This window comes from Herbaspirillum sp. WTB6 (genome assembly GCF_057457785.1).
In genome coordinates this window covers 1,208,729-1,225,002 of the sequence record NZ_CP176522.1, presented here as the reverse complement: position 1 = coordinate 1,225,002, position 16,274 = coordinate 1,208,729, and the positions used below count along the sequence as shown (strand labels likewise).

Below are 16,274 nucleotides of genomic sequence, written 5' to 3'. Positions count from 1 at the left end.
TTTCTCGGTTGGTCAATTGTAGCATTCCGCGTATATCTTTAAATCGGAACTTTCCATGGCGTCCACAAGCATTCCGGCGACTCCAGCCGGCAGTCCGCCGCCCCCTTCGGGATACCCGCTGCTGCGTCTCGGATTCCGGCCGTTCTATCTGCTCGGGGTCCTTGCCGCGGCGCTCGGCATCCCACTCTGGATCGCACGCTACTACGGCTGGCTGCCGGGCCTGCCGAACGTCGGCTTGACCTGGCATATGCACGAAATGGTGTTTGGCTTCGTGCTGGCCATCGTGATCGGCTTCCTGTATACGGCGGTGCGCGCCTGGACCGGCCTGCCCACCGCCCGTGGCACACCGCTGGCGGCGCTGGCGCTGCTGTGGATCGCCGGCCGTGTTGCGATGCTGGTGGCCGATCCGCTGACGGCGGCAGTGCTCGACAGCCTGTTCATTCCGGTGGCGGCAGTCCCGTTGTATCTGGTTTTGCGGCGCGCCAACAACAAGCGCAACCTGTTTCTGATCCTGCTGCTGGCCTTGCTGACGGTGGCCAACCTGCTGTTCCACGCTGCCGTGCTGGGCATGATCGGCCTGGCGCCGACGCTGCCGGTGGAAGGCGCGATCCTGGTCGTGGTGCTGCTGGAATCCATCATCGGCGCGCGCGTGATTCCGAGTTTCACTAAAAACACCTTGCCCGACGTGGTGCCGGTCATCCATGCCGCGCGCGACCGCATCAGCGTCGGCCTGGTCGTGGTGAGCGCGATTGCCTGGCTGCTGGGATTGCCGGCGGCGTTGGTGGCGGCGCTGGCGACCGCCACTGGCGTGTCGCTCCTGATCCGGTTGCTGTTCTGGAAACCGTGGCGCACCTGGCGCGTGCCGCTGCTGTGGATTCTGCATCTGTCGTACGCCTGGATCGTCGCCGGTTTCTTCCTGCTGGCGCTGGCTGCGCTGGGGATGGTTGGCGTGAGCACCGCGTTTCATGCGTTTACCGTCGGTTCCATCGGGGGCCTGATCGTTGGCATGATCACGCGCACCGCCCTTGGGCATACCGGCCGGGTGCTGAAAGCGGGGCGCGCCGAAACCACGATGTATGTGCTGATCCAGCTTGGCGCCGTGGCCCGTCTATGCGCCGGGCTGGCGTCTCCCGAGTTGCGTGAACATGCGCTTCTGGCGTCCGCCGTCTTCTGGAGTGCGGCCTTCCTGCTGTATCTCGCGATTTACTCACCTTACCTGTTGAATACCCGGATCGACGGCCGCGACGGCTAGCGTGCGCAAGCGCAGCACCGTTCGACCTTGCCGTTTTGCGCCGGCGATTATAACTGCACCCTCGCCGCGGGCGGACTGACTTTTTTTGAAACTGATTGCCGAGATTCCATGGATACCATCACCATCCTGCTGTTTTCGTTTGTATTGTCGGTTACCGGCCTGTTCGTCTTCATCTGGTCGTTGCGCAAAAGGCTCTTTGATGAAAATCCGGAAGCCGCCAAGGTGATTTTTTCGGACGGCGAGATCGGCACGGTGGAGGAGCCGGCTGCCACCGCTGCCCAGCGTGTTGGCTTGCAGCGCATGGTGGATGCGGCGCCGCGGCCGGCGGAAGCGCCGGTGGATGCCGCCGTGCTGGCGCAGCAGTTGAAGGATCGGGTCGAGGCCGACCGCTCGACCGCGTTCGTCGCCTTCGTCTTTCTGTCCTGTGCGGTGGTGTGGCTGGTGCTGGCTTCGGCGGCCGGGCTGATCAGTTCGATCAAGCTGCATGAGCCGGACTGGCTGACGCAGTACGCCTGGCTGACCTTCGGCCGCATCCGCACGCTGCACCTGAACATCGTCGCCTACGGCTGGGCGCCGATGGCGACCTTCGGCGTCGCCATCTGGGTCTTGCCGCGCCTGCTGAAGACGGCGCTGGTCGGCGCCCGCTTCGCGATTCTCGGCGTGATGCTGTGGAATGCGGGCCTGATTGCCGGCCTGGGATGCATCGCGGTCGGGCTGAACGATGGCATGGAGTGGCTGGAAATCCCCTGGCAGGTCAGCATCCTGCTGGTGTCCGGCGGCGCCCTGGTGGCGTTCCCGCTGGTGTTCACGCTTGCCAACCGACGCGTCAAGCATCTGTACGTATCGGTCTGGTACATGGGCGCGGCGCTGTTCTGGTTCCCGACGCTGTACCTGATCGCAAAGCTTCCCGGCGTTCATTTCGGCGTCGAGCAGGCCGCCATGAATTGGTGGTTCGGCCATAACGTGCTGGGGCTGTTCTATACGCCGATGTCGCTGGCCTCGGTGTATTACTTCCTGCCGAAAATCATCGGCCGCCCGATCCAGTCATATAACCTGTCGCTGCTCGGTTTCTGGGCGCTGGCCTTCTTCTATGGCCAGGTTGGCGGCCACCACCTGGTCGGCGGCCCGGTGCCGGGCTGGCTGATCACGCTGTCGATCGTGCAAAGCATGATGATGATCGTGCCGGTGTTGGCATTCTCAGTCAACCAGCACCTGACCATGCGCGGCCATTTCAAGACGCTGATCTATTCGCCGACGCTGCGCTTCATCGTGCTGGGCGGGATGATGTACACGCTCAGTTCCTTCGAGGGCTCGTTTGAAGCACTGCGCAGCGTCAGCACGGTCGCCCACTTCACGCACTTTACCGTGGCCCATGCCCACCTCGGCCTGTACGGCTTTGTCTCGATGGTGATGTTCGGCGCGGTGTACTTCATCATGCCGCGCGTGATGGCCTGGGAATGGCCGTATCCGAAACTGATCGCCGCGCACTTCTGGCTGGTGGTAACCGGTTTTTCCATCTATTTCGTCGGCCTGTCGATCGGCGGCTGGCTGCAGGGGCTGGCGATGCTGGATGCCAGCAAGCCGTTCATGGATTCGGTGACGGTGACCTTGCCCTATCTGCAGGCGCGCTCGGTCGGCGGCGCCATCATGACGCTCGGTCATCTGGTGTTCGCCTTCCACTTTATCGCGATGGCATTCCGGCATGGACCGCAGCGCATCGGCGCCGCGCTGTTCCATAACAAACCGACGACCTCGCCCTCGCTGGCTGGAGCCTGATCATGGAAAATGAAATCAAACTATTGAGCGGCGCCATGGTGACCCTGGCGCTGGCGACCAGCGCGCTGGTCGTGATTCCCTACCTGCAGTTGTCCGACCTGAAGCCGGCCGCCGGCCTCAAACCCTACACCGCCGCCCAGTTGCGCGGACGCGACCAGTACATCAAGAACGGCTGCCTGTACTGCCATTCGCAGCAGCCGCGCGATGCCGCGCAGGCGCCGGACGCGCAGCGCGGCTGGGGCCGGGTTTCGGTGGCGGCCGACTACTACTATGACAAGCCGCATCTCCTGGGCACGATGCGTACCGGGCCGGACCTGTTCAACATCGGTGCCCGCCAGCCCAGCGCCGACTGGCAGCTCGGCCACCTGTACCAGCCGCGCGCCTATACGCCGGGCAGCATCATGCCATCCTATCCCTACCTGTTTGACCTCAAGGACAAGGCCGAGCAGGGCGACCGCGTGGTGAATCTGCCGCCCGGCTACGCGCCGCCCGGCAAGGTGGTAGTGGCGACGCCGGAGGTGCAGGACATGGTGGCATACCTGCTGGGACTGGACCACACCTACCCGATCATCGCGGCGCCGACCGCCGTCAAGTAGCCGTTACCGCTGGCGGCGCCGACCAGCGGCGCCCCGCACCCTCACGTTCGGAGAGACAAGCATGCCGGAAGACCTGAAGAAACTCGAGGCGCAAAAGCGCGAAATGCCTGAACCGTATGAATCCTACCGGCCGGTGCCGAAGCTGGTGATCGCCATCGTCGCCGGCATGTTTTTGTGGGCCATCGGTTACATCTTCCTATCCCATCCGGGCGACGATCCGGCGCTGGGCGACAGCCGCACCAAGGCCGATCTGATGGCGCGCACCCCGGTGGCCGGCGCCGCAGTCGACGGCGCGCAGATTTATGCGGCGCAATGCGTAGCCTGCCACCAGGCTACCGGCCTCGGCCTGCCCGGCGTGTTCCCACCGCTGGCGAAATCGGAATGGGTGAACGGCAAGGATGAGTTGGCGGCAAAAATCCTGCTGCATGGCATCAGCGGTAGCCTGACGGTGGCTGGCAAAACCTACAATGGCGCCATGCCGGCCTTCAAGGACAAGCTGTCGGATGCGGAAATTGCGGCGGTACTGAGCTATGTGCGCAGCAACTTCGGCAACAGCGCCGGCAAGGTGGAAGAGGCAAGCGTGAAAACCGCGCGCGCCGCCAGCGCCGCCCAGGCTGCGCCGTGGAATGGCGACGCCGATCTGAACAAGCTGAGGTAGAGCGGCAGGGCGGCGCATGAAGACCATCGTTGCGCTGCTGCTGGTGCTGGCCGCCGGCTTGGGCGCCATCTACCAGGGTACGGACGGTTTTCAGGCGCTGACCACCGAAGCCGCGCGCCGGCTGGCCATCGCGCGCCAGCCGCGGCCGCTGCCGTCGGCCACCCTCCAGTTCGCCTCTGGCCGGCAGCAGCCGTTGAGCCAGGCGCTGCGCGGCGATGGCCGGATTACCATCGTCAATTTCATCTACACCCGCTGCAATGCGATCTGCTCGGTGATGGGCAGCGAATTCCAGCAGTTGCAGCGCGAACTGCAAGCCAGTGGCAGGGCGCACGAGGTGCGCCTGCTCAGCATCAGCTTCGATCCGCACGACCAACCGGCGCAACTGGCGGCGTATGCGCGCCAGATGCGGGCGCAGCCGGAGATCTGGCAGTTTGCTGCCGTGCCCGACGCGCGTCAGCGCCAGGCGCTGTTGGCCGCATTCGGAATCGTCGTGGTGCCGGCGCCGGCAGGTGAATTCGAGCATAACGCTGCCTTTCATATCGTCGATGCCAATGGGCTGCTGGCGCAAATCGTCGATTATGATGCGCCGCACGCGGCGCTGCAGTACGCACTGGCGGCTTCCCGGCGCACGCTGGCCGGGTCGGCGGCTATGAAGGAGCACTCATGAGGGCGGCCGATCAGGCAGCCTGGAGCGTGCGCCGCGCGCTGTTGCTGGGCGCCAGCATGCTGCTGCTGGCGGGCGCCGTGCTCTACCGCCATGCGCTGGAGGCTTCGATGGCGTCGCACATGCTGCTGCAGATGCCGGCGATCTTTCTGTCCGGGGTGCTGGCGGCGGCCGCCATCGCGGGTCATGGCCATGCCGCGGCGCCGGGCCGGCTGGCGGCGGCATGGCGCTGCCTGCGGCAATATGATGAACACGGCGTGCCGGGATTGCTGCTGATCAGCTTCCTGCTGGCGTACTGGATGATCCCGAAGGTGATCGATCACGTGCTGGTGTCGCCGGCGGCCGATGGGGCAAAATTCGCCTCGCTGTTTGCCGGCGGCCTGGTACTGGCGGATTGCCTGGTGCGCGCGAACCGGGTGATTCAGTTGTTCTTTCTCGGCAATGTTGCCTGGATGATGGCGATCGCCGGCCTGCTGTACCAGGATAATTCGGCCCGCTTGTGCAATTTCTATCTGCTGGACGACCAGGTGCTGGCGGGGCAGGGGCTGGTGGTGCTGTCGGTGGCGCTGCCGGTATGGTGGGTGTGGCGGCAGTTGCGGCGGGATGCCGGCCGGCAGTTGCCGGCTTGAGGTCATCGACGCCGCGGATTTATTTCAATTTTCAGGTGGAACCATCATGAAGCATCAAGAAATTACCCGTGCCGGAGTGCGCGATCTGGTCGATCAGTTCTACGGCAAGGTGCGCGATGACGATGTGCTGGGGCCGGTTTTTTACCTGGCGCTGGGCAGCGACTGGGACGAGCATCTGGACAAGCTGACCGAATTCTGGTCAACCGTGGTGCTGGGCACGCGCGGCTTTCGCGGCAATGTCTACGGCACGCACATGGCGCTGCAAGACATCGAACCGGAACATTTCGAGCGCTGGCTGCAACTGTTCGAACAGACCGTCAACGAGCTGTTCCTGGCGGACGATGCCGAGCAGTTCCTGCGCATGGCGCGCCGTGTCGCCTCCAGCCTGCAGATCGGCTTTTTCGGTGAGGTGCTGGTGGAGCAGCAAGCCTGAGATAGCGGCAGCCGCGCCTATTCCTGGGCGCGCACCAGCTGGTCGCGCATCTGCGACAGTTGCCGCCGCAAATCCTGCACCCTGGCCGACGACTGGCCGCTGGCACATAGGATCTGCAACGGAATTTCGCGCGCCTTTTGCCGCAGGGCTTTGCCCTTGGCGCTGAGCGTGACGCGCACCTGGCGCTCGTCCGCCTGGTCGCGGGTGCGCACGATCAGCGCCGACGCTTCCAGCCGCTTCAGGAGCGGCGTCAGGGTGCCGGAATCAAGGTAAAGGCGCGCGCCGATTTCCTTCACCAGCACGTCATCCTGTTCCCACAGCACCAGCATTACCAGGTATTGCGGATAGGTCAGCTGCAGCTTGTCCAGCAGCGGCTTGTAGCTTTTGGTCATCGCCAGCGACGCCGAATACAGCGCAAAGCAAAGCTGGTTGTCGAGCGCCAGCAGATCGCCGGAAGCGGGCGTCTCGGCGGGCGTGGTGGGCTGCGGTTTCATGAGGGGCGGCTCCTGTCGCATGGGATAATGCAACGCAGATTCTATTCCTGGATGCCATGCAGATTCCGAAGATATTCCACAGCATCGCACTATCGTTGTTCCTGTTTGGCGCCAGTGTAGCAACGCCGGTGCGGGCCGCCAATCAATTGCCGCCGGCGGTCGCGCGCGCGTTGCAGGCCGCCGGCATCGGCGCGGACGCGATCGGCGTCTATGTCCAGGAAACCGGCGCGCGCGGCACGGTGCTGGCCGCGGCCAATGCGGCGCAGGCCTTCGTGCCGGCCTCGACCATGAAGCTGGTGACGACCGACGCCGCGCTGGAGCTGCTCGGCCCGACCTTCACCTGGAAAACCGAAGCGTATGCCGACGGCAGCCAGAGCGGCGAGGTGCTGCACGGCGATTTGATCATCAAGGGCAGCGGCGACCCCAAACTGGTGAGCGAGAAATTCTGGCTGTTCCTGCGCCAGATCCGCGCCGCCGGCATCCGCGAAATCCGCGGCAACCTAGTGCTGGACCGCAGCGTATTCGAAGATGGTTTTCACGACGCTGCCGCCTTTGACGACGAGCCGTCCAAGCCCTACAACGTCGGCCCCGATGCCTTGCTGCTGAACTACAAGACCTTTGGTTTTCGCTTCATGCCGGATGCCGCCAGCGGCTCGGTGCGGGTTGCACTTGAGCCGCCGCTGGCCGGCTACCCGGTGATTGCACCGAAGCTGGCGAACGGTAGTTGCGACGACTGGCGCGCCAAGCTGGCTCCGGCGATCGAGGCCGACGGCGCCAGCTTCGGCGGCGCCTATCCGGCTTCCTGCGGCGACCAGACCTGGTACGTGAATCCGTACCGGATGGGCGGCTCGCAGTATTTCGGCGCGGTGTTCCGCCAGCTCTGGAGCGAGCTCGGCGGCAGCTTCAAGGGCGAAGTCAAAAACGGGCTGGTGCCGGCCGGCGCGCGCCTGGTCGCGACCTGGGAATCGGTCGCCTTGCCGGAAGTGATCCGCGACATCAACAAGTACAGCAACAACGTGATGGCGCGCCAGTTGCTGCTGAGCCTGGCGGCCGACATCCTGAAGCTGCCGGCCAATCCGGAGCGTGGCGCGCGCGCGGTCAAGACCTGGCTCGCCAACAAGGGCATCGAGGCGCCCGAGCTGGTGATTGAAAACGGCTCCGGGCTGTCGCGCAGCGAACGCATCGCGCCCCTGACCATGGGCCGCATGCTGGCGGCGGCCTACCAGTCGCCGCTGATGCCGGAATTCATTTCCTCGATGCCGCTGGTTGGCTATGACGGCACCATGCGTCGCCGCCTGACCGCGCAAAGCGTGGCCGGCAATGCCCACATCAAGACCGGCGCGCTGAAGGACGTGCGGGCGGTGGCCGGCTACGTGCTGGCGGCGTCCGGCAAGCGCTATGCGGTGGTCTGCTTCATCAACCACCCGAACGCGGCGCAGGGCCAGAAGGCGCAGGATGCGCTGTTGCAGTGGGTCTTCGAGAAGGGCTAGATTCGCCCGCAATCTTCAGTTGTTTGATGGAGTATGGGATCACTCTGCCTATTTATAGGGCGAGATAAGTCATCATGTCCAGGAGTATGTGGTGCCGGCGTCAGCCACCCAGATACGCGCGCCGCACGTCGGCGTTGACCAGCAGGTTGGCGCCGCTGTCGGCCAGCACCACCCGGCCGTTTTCCAGCACGTAGCCGCGATCGGCGATCTGCAGCGCCTTGTTGGCGTTCTGCTCGACCAAAAACACCGTCACGCCCTGGCTGCGGATGGTCTGGATGATCTCGAAGATCTGCGCGATGATCAGCGGCGCCAGGCCCAGCGTCGGCTCGTCCAGGAGCAGCAGGCGCGGCCGGCTCATCAGCGCGCGGCCGATCGCCAGCATCTGCTGCTCGCCGCCCGACATGGTGCCGGCGCGCTGGGAAGAACGCTCCTTCAGGCGCGGGAACAGGCCGTAGGCGTACTCGACGTTGGCTTCGATTTCCTCGCGGCTGGAAAAGAAGCCGCCCATCTTCAGGTTTTCCAGCACCGTCAGGTCGGAAAACACGCGCCGGCCCTCGGGCGATACCGCCATGCCTTTCTGCATGATTTCGTGGGTCGGCAGGCGCGTGATGTCCTGGCCCTCGAACAGCACCTGGCCGGAAGACGCCTGCGGCGTGCCGCACACCGTCATCAGCAGCGTGGTCTTGCCGGCGCCGTTGGCGCCGATCAGGGTCACGATCTCGCCCTGCTTGACCTCGACCGAGACGCCTTTCAAGGCTTCGATCGCGCCGTAATGGGTATGGATATTCTTCAGCTCCAGCATCATTCTTCCCCGAGGTAGGCCTTGATCACGCGCGGATCGTTGCGCACCTGTTCCGGCTTGCCGGTCATGATCGGCCGCCCGTGCTCCATCACCAGGATGCGGTCGGACACGCTCATCACCAGGCTCATGTCGTGCTCGATCAAGAGCACCGCGACGCCGTGCTGGCGGCGCAGGGTGTCGATCAGTTGTTCCAGCTCCTTGGTCTCCTGCGGATTCAAGCCGGCGGCCGGCTCGTCCAGCAGCAGCAGGCGCGGCTTGGTGATCATGCAGCGCGCGATTTCCAGGCGCCGCTGCTGGCCGTAGGACAGGCCGCTGGCTTCACGGTTGGCCAGCGAGCGCAGGCCGACGTAATCCAGCCATTGCGCGGCGCGCTCCAGCGCCTCCTGCTCGGCGCGGCGGTAGGCGGCGGTCGCCAACAGCCCCGGCAACAGGCCGGTCTCGACCTGCTGGTGCTGCGCCACCAGCAGGTTTTCCAGCACGGTGAGCGACTTGAACAAACGGATGTTCTGGAAGGTGCGCACCAGTCCGCGCCGCGCCACCAGGTGGCTGGGCTGGCCGGCGATCGGCTCGCCGGCCAGCGCGATGGCGCCGCCGCTCGGGCGGTAAAAGCCGCTGACGCAGTTGAACACGGTGGTCTTGCCGGCGCCATTTGGGCCGATGATGGCGAACACCTCGTCCGGCTGCACCGCAAACGCGATCTGGTCGACCGCCAGCAGGCCGCCAAAGCGCATCGACAGCCCGGAAACGGTAAGCAGGGGCGCGCTCATTTGGACAACTCCGGCGGCAGCTCGACGTGCGGCCGGCTGGCCGGCAGCAAGCCCTGCGGGCGCCAGATCATCATCAGGATCATCACCAGCCCGAACGACAGCATGCGGTATTCGGCGAAGCCGCGCGCCAGTTCCGGCAGCACGGTCAGCAGGATCGCGGCTAGCACCACGCCCAGGCGCGAGCCCATGCCGCCCAGCACCACGATCGCCAGGATCAGCGCCGATTCGATGAAGGTGAACGATTCCGGGTTGACCAGGCCCTGGCGCGCGGCGAAGAAGCAGCCGGCCAGGCCCGAGAACGAGGCGCCCAAGGTGAACGCCGAAAGCTTGATGCGGGTCGGGTTCAGGCCCAGCGAGCGGCACGCGATCTCGTCGTCGCGCAGCGCTTCCCAGGCGCGCCCCATCGGCATCCGGATCAGGCGGCTGCTGACGAACAGCGCGAACAGCGCCAGCCCGAAGGCAACCAGGTACAGCATCTGCACCACGTGCTCGCTCTGATAGGTGAAGCCGAGCAGTTCATGGAAGGTGGTGGCGCCCTCGACGCTGGCGCTGCGCGCCATCTCGAAGCCGAACACGGTCGGCTTCGGGATGCCGTTGATGCCGTCCGGGCCGCCGGTGATGCTGTCCATGTTGTTCAGCAGCAGGCGGATGATTTCGCCGAAGCCGAGCGTGACGATCGCCAGGTAGTCGCCGCGCAGGCGCAGCACCGGAAAGCCGAGCAAAAAGCCGAACAGCGCCGCCATCGCGGTGGCGATCGGCAGGCAGACCCAGAAGGTGAGGCCGAAATACTGGTACAGAAGCGCATAGGTGTAGGCGCCGACCGCGTAAAAGCCGACGTAGCCGAGGTCGAGCAGGCCGGCATAGCCGACCACGGTGTTCAGGCCGAGGCCGAGGATCACGTAGATCAGCGCCAGCGTGGCGACGTCGACCATGCTGCGCGAACCGAGGAAGGGCCAGGCCAGGCCGAGCACCAGCAGCACCAGCAGTGCATTGCGCTGCTGCGCCGGCGACAGGCGCGGCAGCGCCGGCCAACGGATGCCGGCGCTCGATCTGGCGAGTACCGGTTTCGCCAGTTGCGCCAGGAACACCGCCAGCGCGGCCAGCAGCACCGGCTGCCAGTGCGGGTCGATGACCACCTTGTAGCCTTCCAGCTTGAGCTGCAGGCCGAGGATGGGCGCGGTCAGCAGCGCGGTGATGAGGCCCGCGATGGTCGCGTTCTTGAGGGTGTGGGTCATGGTGGTGCGCCTCGGATCAGACTTTTTCGATGTCGGGCTTGCCGAGCAGGCCGGTCGGGCGGAACAGCAGGATCAGCACCAGCAGGCCGAACGCGACCACGTCCTTGTACTCGGTCGGCATGTAGGCCGAGGCGAAGGTTTCGGCCAGCCCGAGCAGGGCGCCGCCCAGCATCGCGCCCGGAATGCTGCCGATGCCGCCCAGCACCGCGGCGGTGAAAGCCTTGATGCCGACCACGAAGCCGATGTAGGGATTCAGCTTGCCGATCGACAGTCCGATCAGCACGCCGCCAACCGCCGCCAGCATCGCGCCCAGTACGAAGGTGAAGGAAATCACGCGGTTGGTGTCGATCCCGAGCAGGTTCGCCATCCGCATGTCTTGCGCGCAGGCGCGGCAGGCGCGCCCCATGCGCGAATGGGAAATGAACAGCGTCAGCGCGATCATCAGGACCACGGTGACGCCGATAATCAACAGCCGCGCATACGGGACGGTGAGCGTGAAGCTGGGTGTCAGCGGTACTTCCAGCGCGCCCGAGATCAGCATCGGCACCGACAGGTCGCGCGAACCCTGGCCGATCTGCACGTAGTTCTGCAAAAAGATCGACATCCCGATCGCCGAGATCAGCGGCACCAGGCGCGGGCTGCCGCGCAAGGGGCGGTAGGCGACGCGCTCGACCGTCCAGCCGTACAGGCCGGTGATCAGGATCGAGACCAGGAGCGCCGCGCCCAGCACCAGCGGCAAGGGCAGGCCGCTCTGCATGCCGAGCGCGGTCAGCACTACCAGCCCGACGTAGGCGCCGATCATGTAGATCTCGCCGTGGGCGAAGTTGATCATGCCGATGATGCCGTACACCATCGTGTAGCCGATGGCGATCAGCGCATAGATCGCGCCCAGGCTGAGGCCATTGACCAGTTGCTGGGAAAACTGTGCGAACAGTTCATTCATGGAAATCATCCGGACCAATAACAAAACGCCCCGCCTGTGAACAAGCGGGGCGCGCGGGCGTCAACGCAGCTCAGGGTGCAATCGTCTTCGATGCGTCCTTGTGCCATTCATAGACCACGAACTTGAACGACTTCAGGTCGCCCTTGGCGTCGAATTCGAGCTTGCCGATCGGGGTCTGGAATGCATGCTTGTGCATGTAGTCGGCGACCTTGACCGGATCGGTGCTTTTGCTGCCGGCGATCGAATCGGCAATTACCTGTACCGCGGCGTAGGCCGACATCTGGAACGGGCCGTTGGGATCGCGCTTCTTGTCGGTGAAGGCCTTGGCCAGCGTGGCGTTGGCCGGATCGGCGCCGAAGTCGGCCGGCAGCGTCACCAGCATGCCCTCCGAGGCGGGGCCGGCGATCGCGGTGATGTCCTTGTTGCCGGCGCCTTCCGGCCCCATGAAGCGCACCTTCAGGTTTTGTTCGGCGGCCTGGCGCATGATCAGGCCGAGCTCCGGATGGTAGCCGCCGAAATACACGAAGTCGACGCCTTGCGATTTCAGCTTGGTGACCACGGCCGAATAATCGCTGTCGCCCTTGTTGATGCCCTCGAAGATCACGACCGGGATCTTGGCCGCATCCAGGCCCTTCTTGACCGCGCTGGCGATGCCCTGGCCGTACGACTGCTTGTCGTGTAGCACCGCGACCTTCTTCGGCTTGACCTTGTCGATGATGTATTGCGCCGCCACCGGGCCTTGCTGGTCGTCGCGTCCGATGGTGCGGAAGATCATGTGCTTCTTCTTGGCGTCGGTCAGTTGCGGCGAGGTGGCCGACGGCGTCACCATCACGATGCCCTCGTTTTCATAGATGTCGGCGGCGGCGATCGTCGCACCCGAGCAGACGTGGCCGACCACGAACTTGATCTTCTGGCTGACGATCTTGTTGGCGACCGCGACCGCTTGTTTCGGCTCGCACGCGTCGTCCATCGGCACCAGTTCCAGCGTGTGGCCGCCGGCGCCGCCGGCGGCATTGATGCGTTCGATCGCGGTCAGCGTGCCTTCCTTGACCATGTCTCCGTACTGCGCCACGGCGCCGGTCGACGGCCCCGCGAAGGCGATCTTGACGGTCTCGGCGGCAGCGGCGCCGGACAGGCCGAACAGAGCGCTGATGGCAATCACGGCCGGGCTCAAGCGATGCAAAGTCTTCATACCTAATCTCTTTCTGTTATTGATAGCGAATCCACCATCCAGGATCTCGCCGCCGACCGGCGGTTTACTGGCATGGGCAAAGCGGATTAGCGTAAGCGATCGAGGAGGGATTGTCAAATCGGAAAATTGGTTATCTTGTGGAAATTATGTTTTATATTCAGTATTTTTTATAAATTTAGAATTAAATTCTGATAAACATGATTTTTATCAATTATTCAATTATCGCCATCCATGGCCGTGCTGGCGGCGGCAGCAGCGCCGGGTTGCCGCTTGCCTCCACCGCGCCCCGGCGGGATCGGTGCCCAATCCGAACCCTTCGCCGCTCGCGGCGATTTTGATCTACTCGGAGTATGCTGAAATTTCTGTTTTTTGATGGCCGGAATTGATCCCATGTATAGGGAGTATGCTGAGGCCGCCAAACTCTTGGCGACTCTGGCCTATAGGACGATCGGCCGGTCCGGTAACTGGTTCGGGCGCGGGCCGTGGGCGGGGAGGCGCGTTTCCAGCAAGCCGTTCAGTTGGCGCAGCGCGGCTACCGCGCTGGCGTGAAATTCCCCGCGCGCAAAGCCGCTGGTCATGGTAGCGCACACGGCTTGCCACTCGCCGGCGTCGAGCAGCCGCGCCGCCGTGCGGTCGGCGACGATTTCCACCTTGTGGTCGGCGAGGTTGACGTACAGCAGGATGCCGCAGTTTTCCTCCGTATCCCACACCTCGTATTGCGAAAACAGCTCGCGCGCGCGGTCGCGCGCTGGCATCCCGCGCAGCACGGCGCCGGCGGCGAGCGCGGTTTCGATGACGACGCGAATTTCGGCCCGGTGCTGCGCTTCGCCTTCGGCGATGACGTCCTGGATCGCCTGCAGCGTGGCTGCCGGGAAGGCGCGGCGGCCGGCGGCCTTGGTGGTAAACAAATGCTTGCGCATGCGCGGCAGGGTTTTCATCACCAGTCTCCCGAGGCGCCGCCGCCGTCGAAGCCGCCGCCACCACCCGAAAATCCGCCGCCGCCGCCAAATCCGCCGCCGCGGCCGCTGCGTCCGAGCGCGCTGCCGAGAATCACGCCGGCGGCGGTACCCCAGCCGTCGTGGTTCAGCGCGCGCCCGCCGCGCGAACGCGACACGATGCTGACCACGATCAGGAAGGCGAAGAACAGCAGCGGCAGCAGCGCATCCAGGGTGTCGCCGGCATCGCCCTGCGCGGCGCGCTGGCCGGCCGGTGCCGGCAGATGTTCCTGGTCGAGCAGCGTGGTCAGCGCCGTGACGCCGGCGGTCAGGCCACCATAAAAATCGTTCTGGCGGAAATACGGCGCGATCACGTCCTGCAGGATGCGCTTCGATTGGGCGTCGGTGACCGTGCCCTGCACGCCGCGCCCGGCCTCGATGCGCAGCCGGCGCAGGGACGACGGATTGTCCTTGGCGACGATCAGGATCACGCCGTCGTCGATGCCCTTGCGGCCCAGGCGCCAGGCGTCGGCGACGCGAATGCTGTATTGCTCGATCGCTTCCGGCGCGGTGGAGGACATCAGCAAGAGCGCGATCTGGCTGCCGCTGCGCTGTTCGTAATCGGCCAGCACGGCTTCCAGCGTGGCGCGCTGCTGGGGGTTCAGCAGGCCGACCTGGTCGATCACGTGCGCCGACAGCGGCGGCACCGCGACGAAGCCTTGCGCGCCGGCCAGCGCCAGCCAGAGGGCCAGCGCCAGTCCGAATACGATGCGCAGCGCTTTCATCGGCTTGTCCCGGGCGCGGTTAGTGCTTACTTGCCGAAATCGACTTTGGGCGCGGTCGAGATCGCTTTTTCATTCTCGACCGTAAACGACGGCTTGACCGTATAGCCGAACATCTTGGCCGTCAGGTTGGTCGGGAAGCTGCGCGCCAGCACGTTGTACTGCTGGACCGCGACGATGTAGCGCTGGCGCGCCACCGTGATGCGGTTCTCGGTGCCTTCCAGCTGCGATTGCAGGTCGCGGAACAGCGTGTCGGCCTTCAGTTGCGGGTAGTTTTCCGAGACCGCCATCAGGCGCGACAGCGCCGATGACAGTTCGCCCTGCACCTGCTGGAATTTGGCGAACGCCTGTGGATCGTTCAGCACTTCCGGCGTGATCTGGAAACTGGTGGCGGCGGCGCGCGCGCGCGTCACCGCTTCCAGCGTCGCCTCTTCATGCGTGGCGTAGCCCTTGACGGTATTCACCAGGTTGGGCACCAGGTCGGCGCGCCGCTGGTACTGGTTGACCACTTCGCTCCAAGCCGCCTTGACCGCCTCGTCCTGGGTCTGGAACTGGTTGTAGCCGCAGCCGCCGAGCAGCGGCAACAGCAGCACGGCAAACAGGAAAGCAGGCCATTTTTTCATCATCGTTTCCTCAAAGGATTATTTTTGGAGGCTGCAGGCGGCACCAACCGCTCACCCTATGTAGGGGCGACCACCCGCGGTTTCAACAGCACCGTACTCATGGCCGCCAGGATCAGCAGCATCGCCGCGTAATCCTGCCAGTGCGGATTTTCGCTCAGCAGCCAGGCGCCGATGAACACGCCCAGCACCGGGATCATCATCACCGACAGGCTGGAAACCACCGGCGGCAGCGTGCGCGCCAGCCGGAACCAGACCACCTGGGAAAAGCCGAGGATGATCAGCGCGTTATAGCCGATCGCGCCCCATTCCAGCGCGTTCGGCAGGCGCCACGCCGCATGCTCGAACAATGCGGCGCAGATGCTGATCATGATGGTGCCGATCAGCATCAGCCAGAAGGTCAGCGACAGGGTCGGTATCTCGATCGGGGTGCGCTTCAGCAGCACGGTGCCGTAACCCCAGCCGGCGGCGGCGATCAAGGCCAGCAGGCTGCCCAGCGGCTGCCCGGCCAACTGGGAGAATTCGCTGGAGAGCAGCAGCAGCGCGCCGGTCAGCGCGCAGCCGACGCCGATCCAGGCCAGCCGCGTCACCCGTTCCCGGAAGAAAAACAGGCCGCACAATACCGCCCACACCGGCATCGTATAGCCGAGAATCGCGGCTCGCCCGGAGGACAGCATCTTGAGGCCGAGGATGATGCACAGATGCCAGACCACCATGTTCGGAATCGCCAGCTTGACCAGCGTGCCGGCCTTGCCGCGCGGTACCGCCAGCGATACGCCCTGCATGCGTGCCGCCAGCCACAGCGCCACCACGCCGCCGAGCATGCTCAGCATGCGGAAGCTGATCGGTGGGAAATCGCGTACGCCGATTTTCATGACGGACCAGTTGCTACCCCAGAACAGCGTCAACAGAATCAGTAAAGCCCAGTCTTTGCGAGAGAGAGAAGTCATGCCGGGACGATAGCATGGCGCGTTACAATTCGCATCCGAACCTACCGGATAGCGAG

General features: G+C 64.7%; 18 protein-coding genes. 8 read left to right on the top strand and 10 right to left on the bottom strand.

Going from position 1 to position 16,274, the window contains the following annotated elements; translation table 11 throughout:
* Window positions 1-55 precede the first annotated feature (55 nt).
* The 7 genes from ACK2VC_RS05640 (at window position 56) to ACK2VC_RS05610 (ending at window position 6,008) form a co-directional block, all read left to right on the top strand.
* A complete protein-coding gene (locus ACK2VC_RS05640; RefSeq protein WP_486732619.1) occupies window positions 56-1,252 on the top strand; it encodes an NnrS family protein in 1,197 nt (398 codons plus the stop codon).
* A gap of 108 nt (window positions 1,253-1,360) precedes the next feature.
* On the top strand, window positions 1,361-3,028 hold the full coding sequence (locus tag ACK2VC_RS05635; protein WP_486732618.1) for a cbb3-type cytochrome c oxidase subunit I: 1,668 nt from the start codon (window positions 1,361-1,363) through the stop codon (window positions 3,026-3,028).
* A 2-nt stretch (window positions 3,029-3,030) separates the two neighbouring features.
* Window positions 3,031-3,624, top strand: a complete 594-nt coding sequence (locus tag ACK2VC_RS05630; RefSeq protein WP_486732617.1) for a cbb3-type cytochrome c oxidase subunit II — start codon at window positions 3,031-3,033, stop codon at window positions 3,622-3,624.
* 61 nt (window positions 3,625-3,685) lie between these two features.
* Window positions 3,686-4,282 (top strand): c-type cytochrome, encoded by a 597-nt coding sequence (locus ACK2VC_RS05625; protein WP_486732616.1) that lies wholly within the window; start codon window positions 3,686-3,688, stop codon window positions 4,280-4,282.
* 16 nt (window positions 4,283-4,298) lie between these two features.
* Window positions 4,299-4,949 carry an SCO family protein gene (locus tag ACK2VC_RS05620; RefSeq protein WP_486732615.1) on the top strand — a complete coding sequence of 217 codons (651 nt, stop codon included), beginning with the start codon at window positions 4,299-4,301 and terminating at the stop codon, window positions 4,947-4,949.
* The gene (locus ACK2VC_RS05615; protein WP_486732614.1) at window positions 4,946-5,575 is read left to right on the top strand and encodes a hypothetical protein; all 630 of its coding nucleotides are present in this window, start codon (window positions 4,946-4,948) and stop codon (window positions 5,573-5,575) included. The genes ACK2VC_RS05620 and ACK2VC_RS05615 overlap by 4 nt, the downstream gene beginning before the upstream one ends.
* A 46-nt stretch (window positions 5,576-5,621) precedes the next feature.
* The gene (locus ACK2VC_RS05610; RefSeq protein WP_486732612.1) at window positions 5,622-6,008 is read left to right on the top strand and encodes a group III truncated hemoglobin; all 387 of its coding nucleotides are present in this window, start codon (window positions 5,622-5,624) and stop codon (window positions 6,006-6,008) included.
* Between the two features lie 17 nt (window positions 6,009-6,025).
* Here the strand turns inward: ACK2VC_RS05610 and ACK2VC_RS05605 are convergent, their stop codons facing one another.
* Window positions 6,026-6,502 carry a MarR family winged helix-turn-helix transcriptional regulator gene (locus ACK2VC_RS05605; RefSeq protein WP_486732611.1) on the bottom strand — a complete coding sequence of 159 codons (477 nt, stop codon included), beginning with the start codon at window positions 6,500-6,502 and terminating at the stop codon, window positions 6,026-6,028.
* Window positions 6,503-6,558: 56 nt separating this feature from the next.
* Between ACK2VC_RS05605 and dacB the strand changes: the two genes are divergently transcribed.
* Complete coding sequence (gene dacB / locus ACK2VC_RS05600) at window positions 6,559-7,992, top strand: D-alanyl-D-alanine carboxypeptidase/D-alanyl-D-alanine endopeptidase (protein WP_486732609.1); 1,434 nt, start codon at window positions 6,559-6,561, stop codon at window positions 7,990-7,992.
* A gap of 100 nt (window positions 7,993-8,092) precedes the next feature.
* Here the strand turns inward: dacB and ACK2VC_RS05595 are convergent, their stop codons facing one another.
* The 9 genes from ACK2VC_RS05595 to ACK2VC_RS05555 all read right to left on the bottom strand — a co-directional run bounded on the left by ACK2VC_RS05595 (window position 8,093) and on the right by ACK2VC_RS05555 (window position 16,218).
* The gene (locus tag ACK2VC_RS05595; protein ID WP_486733177.1) at window positions 8,093-8,794 is read right to left on the bottom strand and encodes an ABC transporter ATP-binding protein; all 702 of its coding nucleotides are present in this window, start codon (window positions 8,792-8,794) and stop codon (window positions 8,093-8,095) included.
* Entirely contained in the window at window positions 8,794-9,561 is a 768-nt protein-coding gene (gene livG, locus ACK2VC_RS05590; protein WP_486732608.1) for a high-affinity branched-chain amino acid ABC transporter ATP-binding protein LivG, read from the bottom strand. The genes ACK2VC_RS05595 and livG overlap by 1 nt, the downstream gene beginning before the upstream one ends.
* Entirely contained in the window at window positions 9,558-10,796 is a 1,239-nt protein-coding gene (locus ACK2VC_RS05585; protein WP_486732607.1) for a high-affinity branched-chain amino acid ABC transporter permease LivM, read from the bottom strand. Before ACK2VC_RS05585 ends, livG begins: the two co-directional genes overlap by 4 nt.
* Window positions 10,797-10,812: 16 nt before the next feature.
* Window positions 10,813-11,739 (bottom strand): high-affinity branched-chain amino acid ABC transporter permease LivH, encoded by a 927-nt coding sequence (livH, locus tag ACK2VC_RS05580; RefSeq protein ID WP_486732606.1) that lies wholly within the window; start codon window positions 11,737-11,739, stop codon window positions 10,813-10,815.
* 70 nt (window positions 11,740-11,809) lie between these two features.
* The gene (locus ACK2VC_RS05575) at window positions 11,810-12,931 is read right to left on the bottom strand and encodes a branched-chain amino acid ABC transporter substrate-binding protein (protein WP_486732605.1); all 1,122 of its coding nucleotides are present in this window, start codon (window positions 12,929-12,931) and stop codon (window positions 11,810-11,812) included.
* Between the two features lie 437 nt (window positions 12,932-13,368).
* Window positions 13,369-13,869, bottom strand: a complete 501-nt coding sequence (locus ACK2VC_RS05570; RefSeq protein WP_486732604.1) for a TPM domain-containing protein — start codon at window positions 13,867-13,869, stop codon at window positions 13,369-13,371.
* A complete protein-coding gene (locus ACK2VC_RS05565; protein WP_486732603.1) occupies window positions 13,869-14,651 on the bottom strand; it encodes a TPM domain-containing protein in 783 nt (260 codons plus the stop codon). The genes ACK2VC_RS05570 and ACK2VC_RS05565 overlap by 1 nt, the downstream gene beginning before the upstream one ends.
* A 26-nt stretch (window positions 14,652-14,677) precedes the next feature.
* On the bottom strand, window positions 14,678-15,271 hold the full coding sequence (locus tag ACK2VC_RS05560; RefSeq protein WP_486733176.1) for a LemA family protein: 594 nt from the start codon (window positions 15,269-15,271) through the stop codon (window positions 14,678-14,680).
* A 56-nt stretch (window positions 15,272-15,327) separates the two neighbouring features.
* Complete coding sequence (locus ACK2VC_RS05555; RefSeq protein WP_486732602.1) at window positions 15,328-16,218, bottom strand: DMT family transporter; 891 nt, start codon at window positions 16,216-16,218, stop codon at window positions 15,328-15,330.
* Window positions 16,219-16,274: the final 56 nt, after the last annotated feature.

Bases quoted from the DNA above. Each gene is read 5' to 3' on its own strand.
- ACK2VC_RS05635 (WP_486732618.1), top strand. From the start codon at position 1,361: ATGGATACCATCACCATCCTGCTGTTTTCGTTTGTATTGTCGGTTACC.
- ACK2VC_RS05555 (WP_486732602.1), bottom strand. From the start codon at position 16,218: ATGACTTCTCTCTCTCGCAAAGACTGGGCTTTACTGATTCTGTTGACG.
- ACK2VC_RS05610 (WP_486732612.1), top strand. From the start codon at position 5,622: ATGAAGCATCAAGAAATTACCCGTGCCGGAGTGCGCGATCTGGTCGAT.
- ACK2VC_RS05585 (WP_486732607.1), bottom strand. From the start codon at position 10,796: ATGACCCACACCCTCAAGAACGCGACCATCGCGGGCCTCATCACCGCG.
- ACK2VC_RS05625 (WP_486732616.1), top strand. From the start codon at position 3,686: ATGCCGGAAGACCTGAAGAAACTCGAGGCGCAAAAGCGCGAAATGCCT.
- ACK2VC_RS05605 (WP_486732611.1), bottom strand. From the start codon at position 6,502: ATGAAACCGCAGCCCACCACGCCCGCCGAGACGCCCGCTTCCGGCGAT.
- ACK2VC_RS05640 (WP_486732619.1), top strand. From the start codon at position 56: ATGGCGTCCACAAGCATTCCGGCGACTCCAGCCGGCAGTCCGCCGCCC.
- ACK2VC_RS05630 (WP_486732617.1), top strand. From the start codon at position 3,031: ATGGAAAATGAAATCAAACTATTGAGCGGCGCCATGGTGACCCTGGCG.
- dacB (WP_486732609.1), top strand. From the start codon at position 6,559: ATGCAGATTCCGAAGATATTCCACAGCATCGCACTATCGTTGTTCCTG.
- ACK2VC_RS05570 (WP_486732604.1), bottom strand. From the start codon at position 13,869: ATGAAAACCCTGCCGCGCATGCGCAAGCATTTGTTTACCACCAAGGCC.
- ACK2VC_RS05575 (WP_486732605.1), bottom strand. From the start codon at position 12,931: ATGAAGACTTTGCATCGCTTGAGCCCGGCCGTGATTGCCATCAGCGCT.
- ACK2VC_RS05595 (WP_486733177.1), bottom strand. From the start codon at position 8,794: ATGCTGGAGCTGAAGAATATCCATACCCATTACGGCGCGATCGAAGCC.
- ACK2VC_RS05560 (WP_486733176.1), bottom strand. From the start codon at position 15,271: ATGAAAAAATGGCCTGCTTTCCTGTTTGCCGTGCTGCTGTTGCCGCTG.
- livG (WP_486732608.1), bottom strand. From the start codon at position 9,561: ATGAGCGCGCCCCTGCTTACCGTTTCCGGGCTGTCGATGCGCTTTGGC.
- ACK2VC_RS05565 (WP_486732603.1), bottom strand. From the start codon at position 14,651: ATGAAAGCGCTGCGCATCGTATTCGGACTGGCGCTGGCCCTCTGGCTG.
- ACK2VC_RS05615 (WP_486732614.1), top strand. From the start codon at position 4,946: ATGAGGGCGGCCGATCAGGCAGCCTGGAGCGTGCGCCGCGCGCTGTTG.
- ACK2VC_RS05620 (WP_486732615.1), top strand. From the start codon at position 4,299: ATGAAGACCATCGTTGCGCTGCTGCTGGTGCTGGCCGCCGGCTTGGGC.
- livH (WP_486732606.1), bottom strand. From the start codon at position 11,739: ATGAATGAACTGTTCGCACAGTTTTCCCAGCAACTGGTCAATGGCCTC.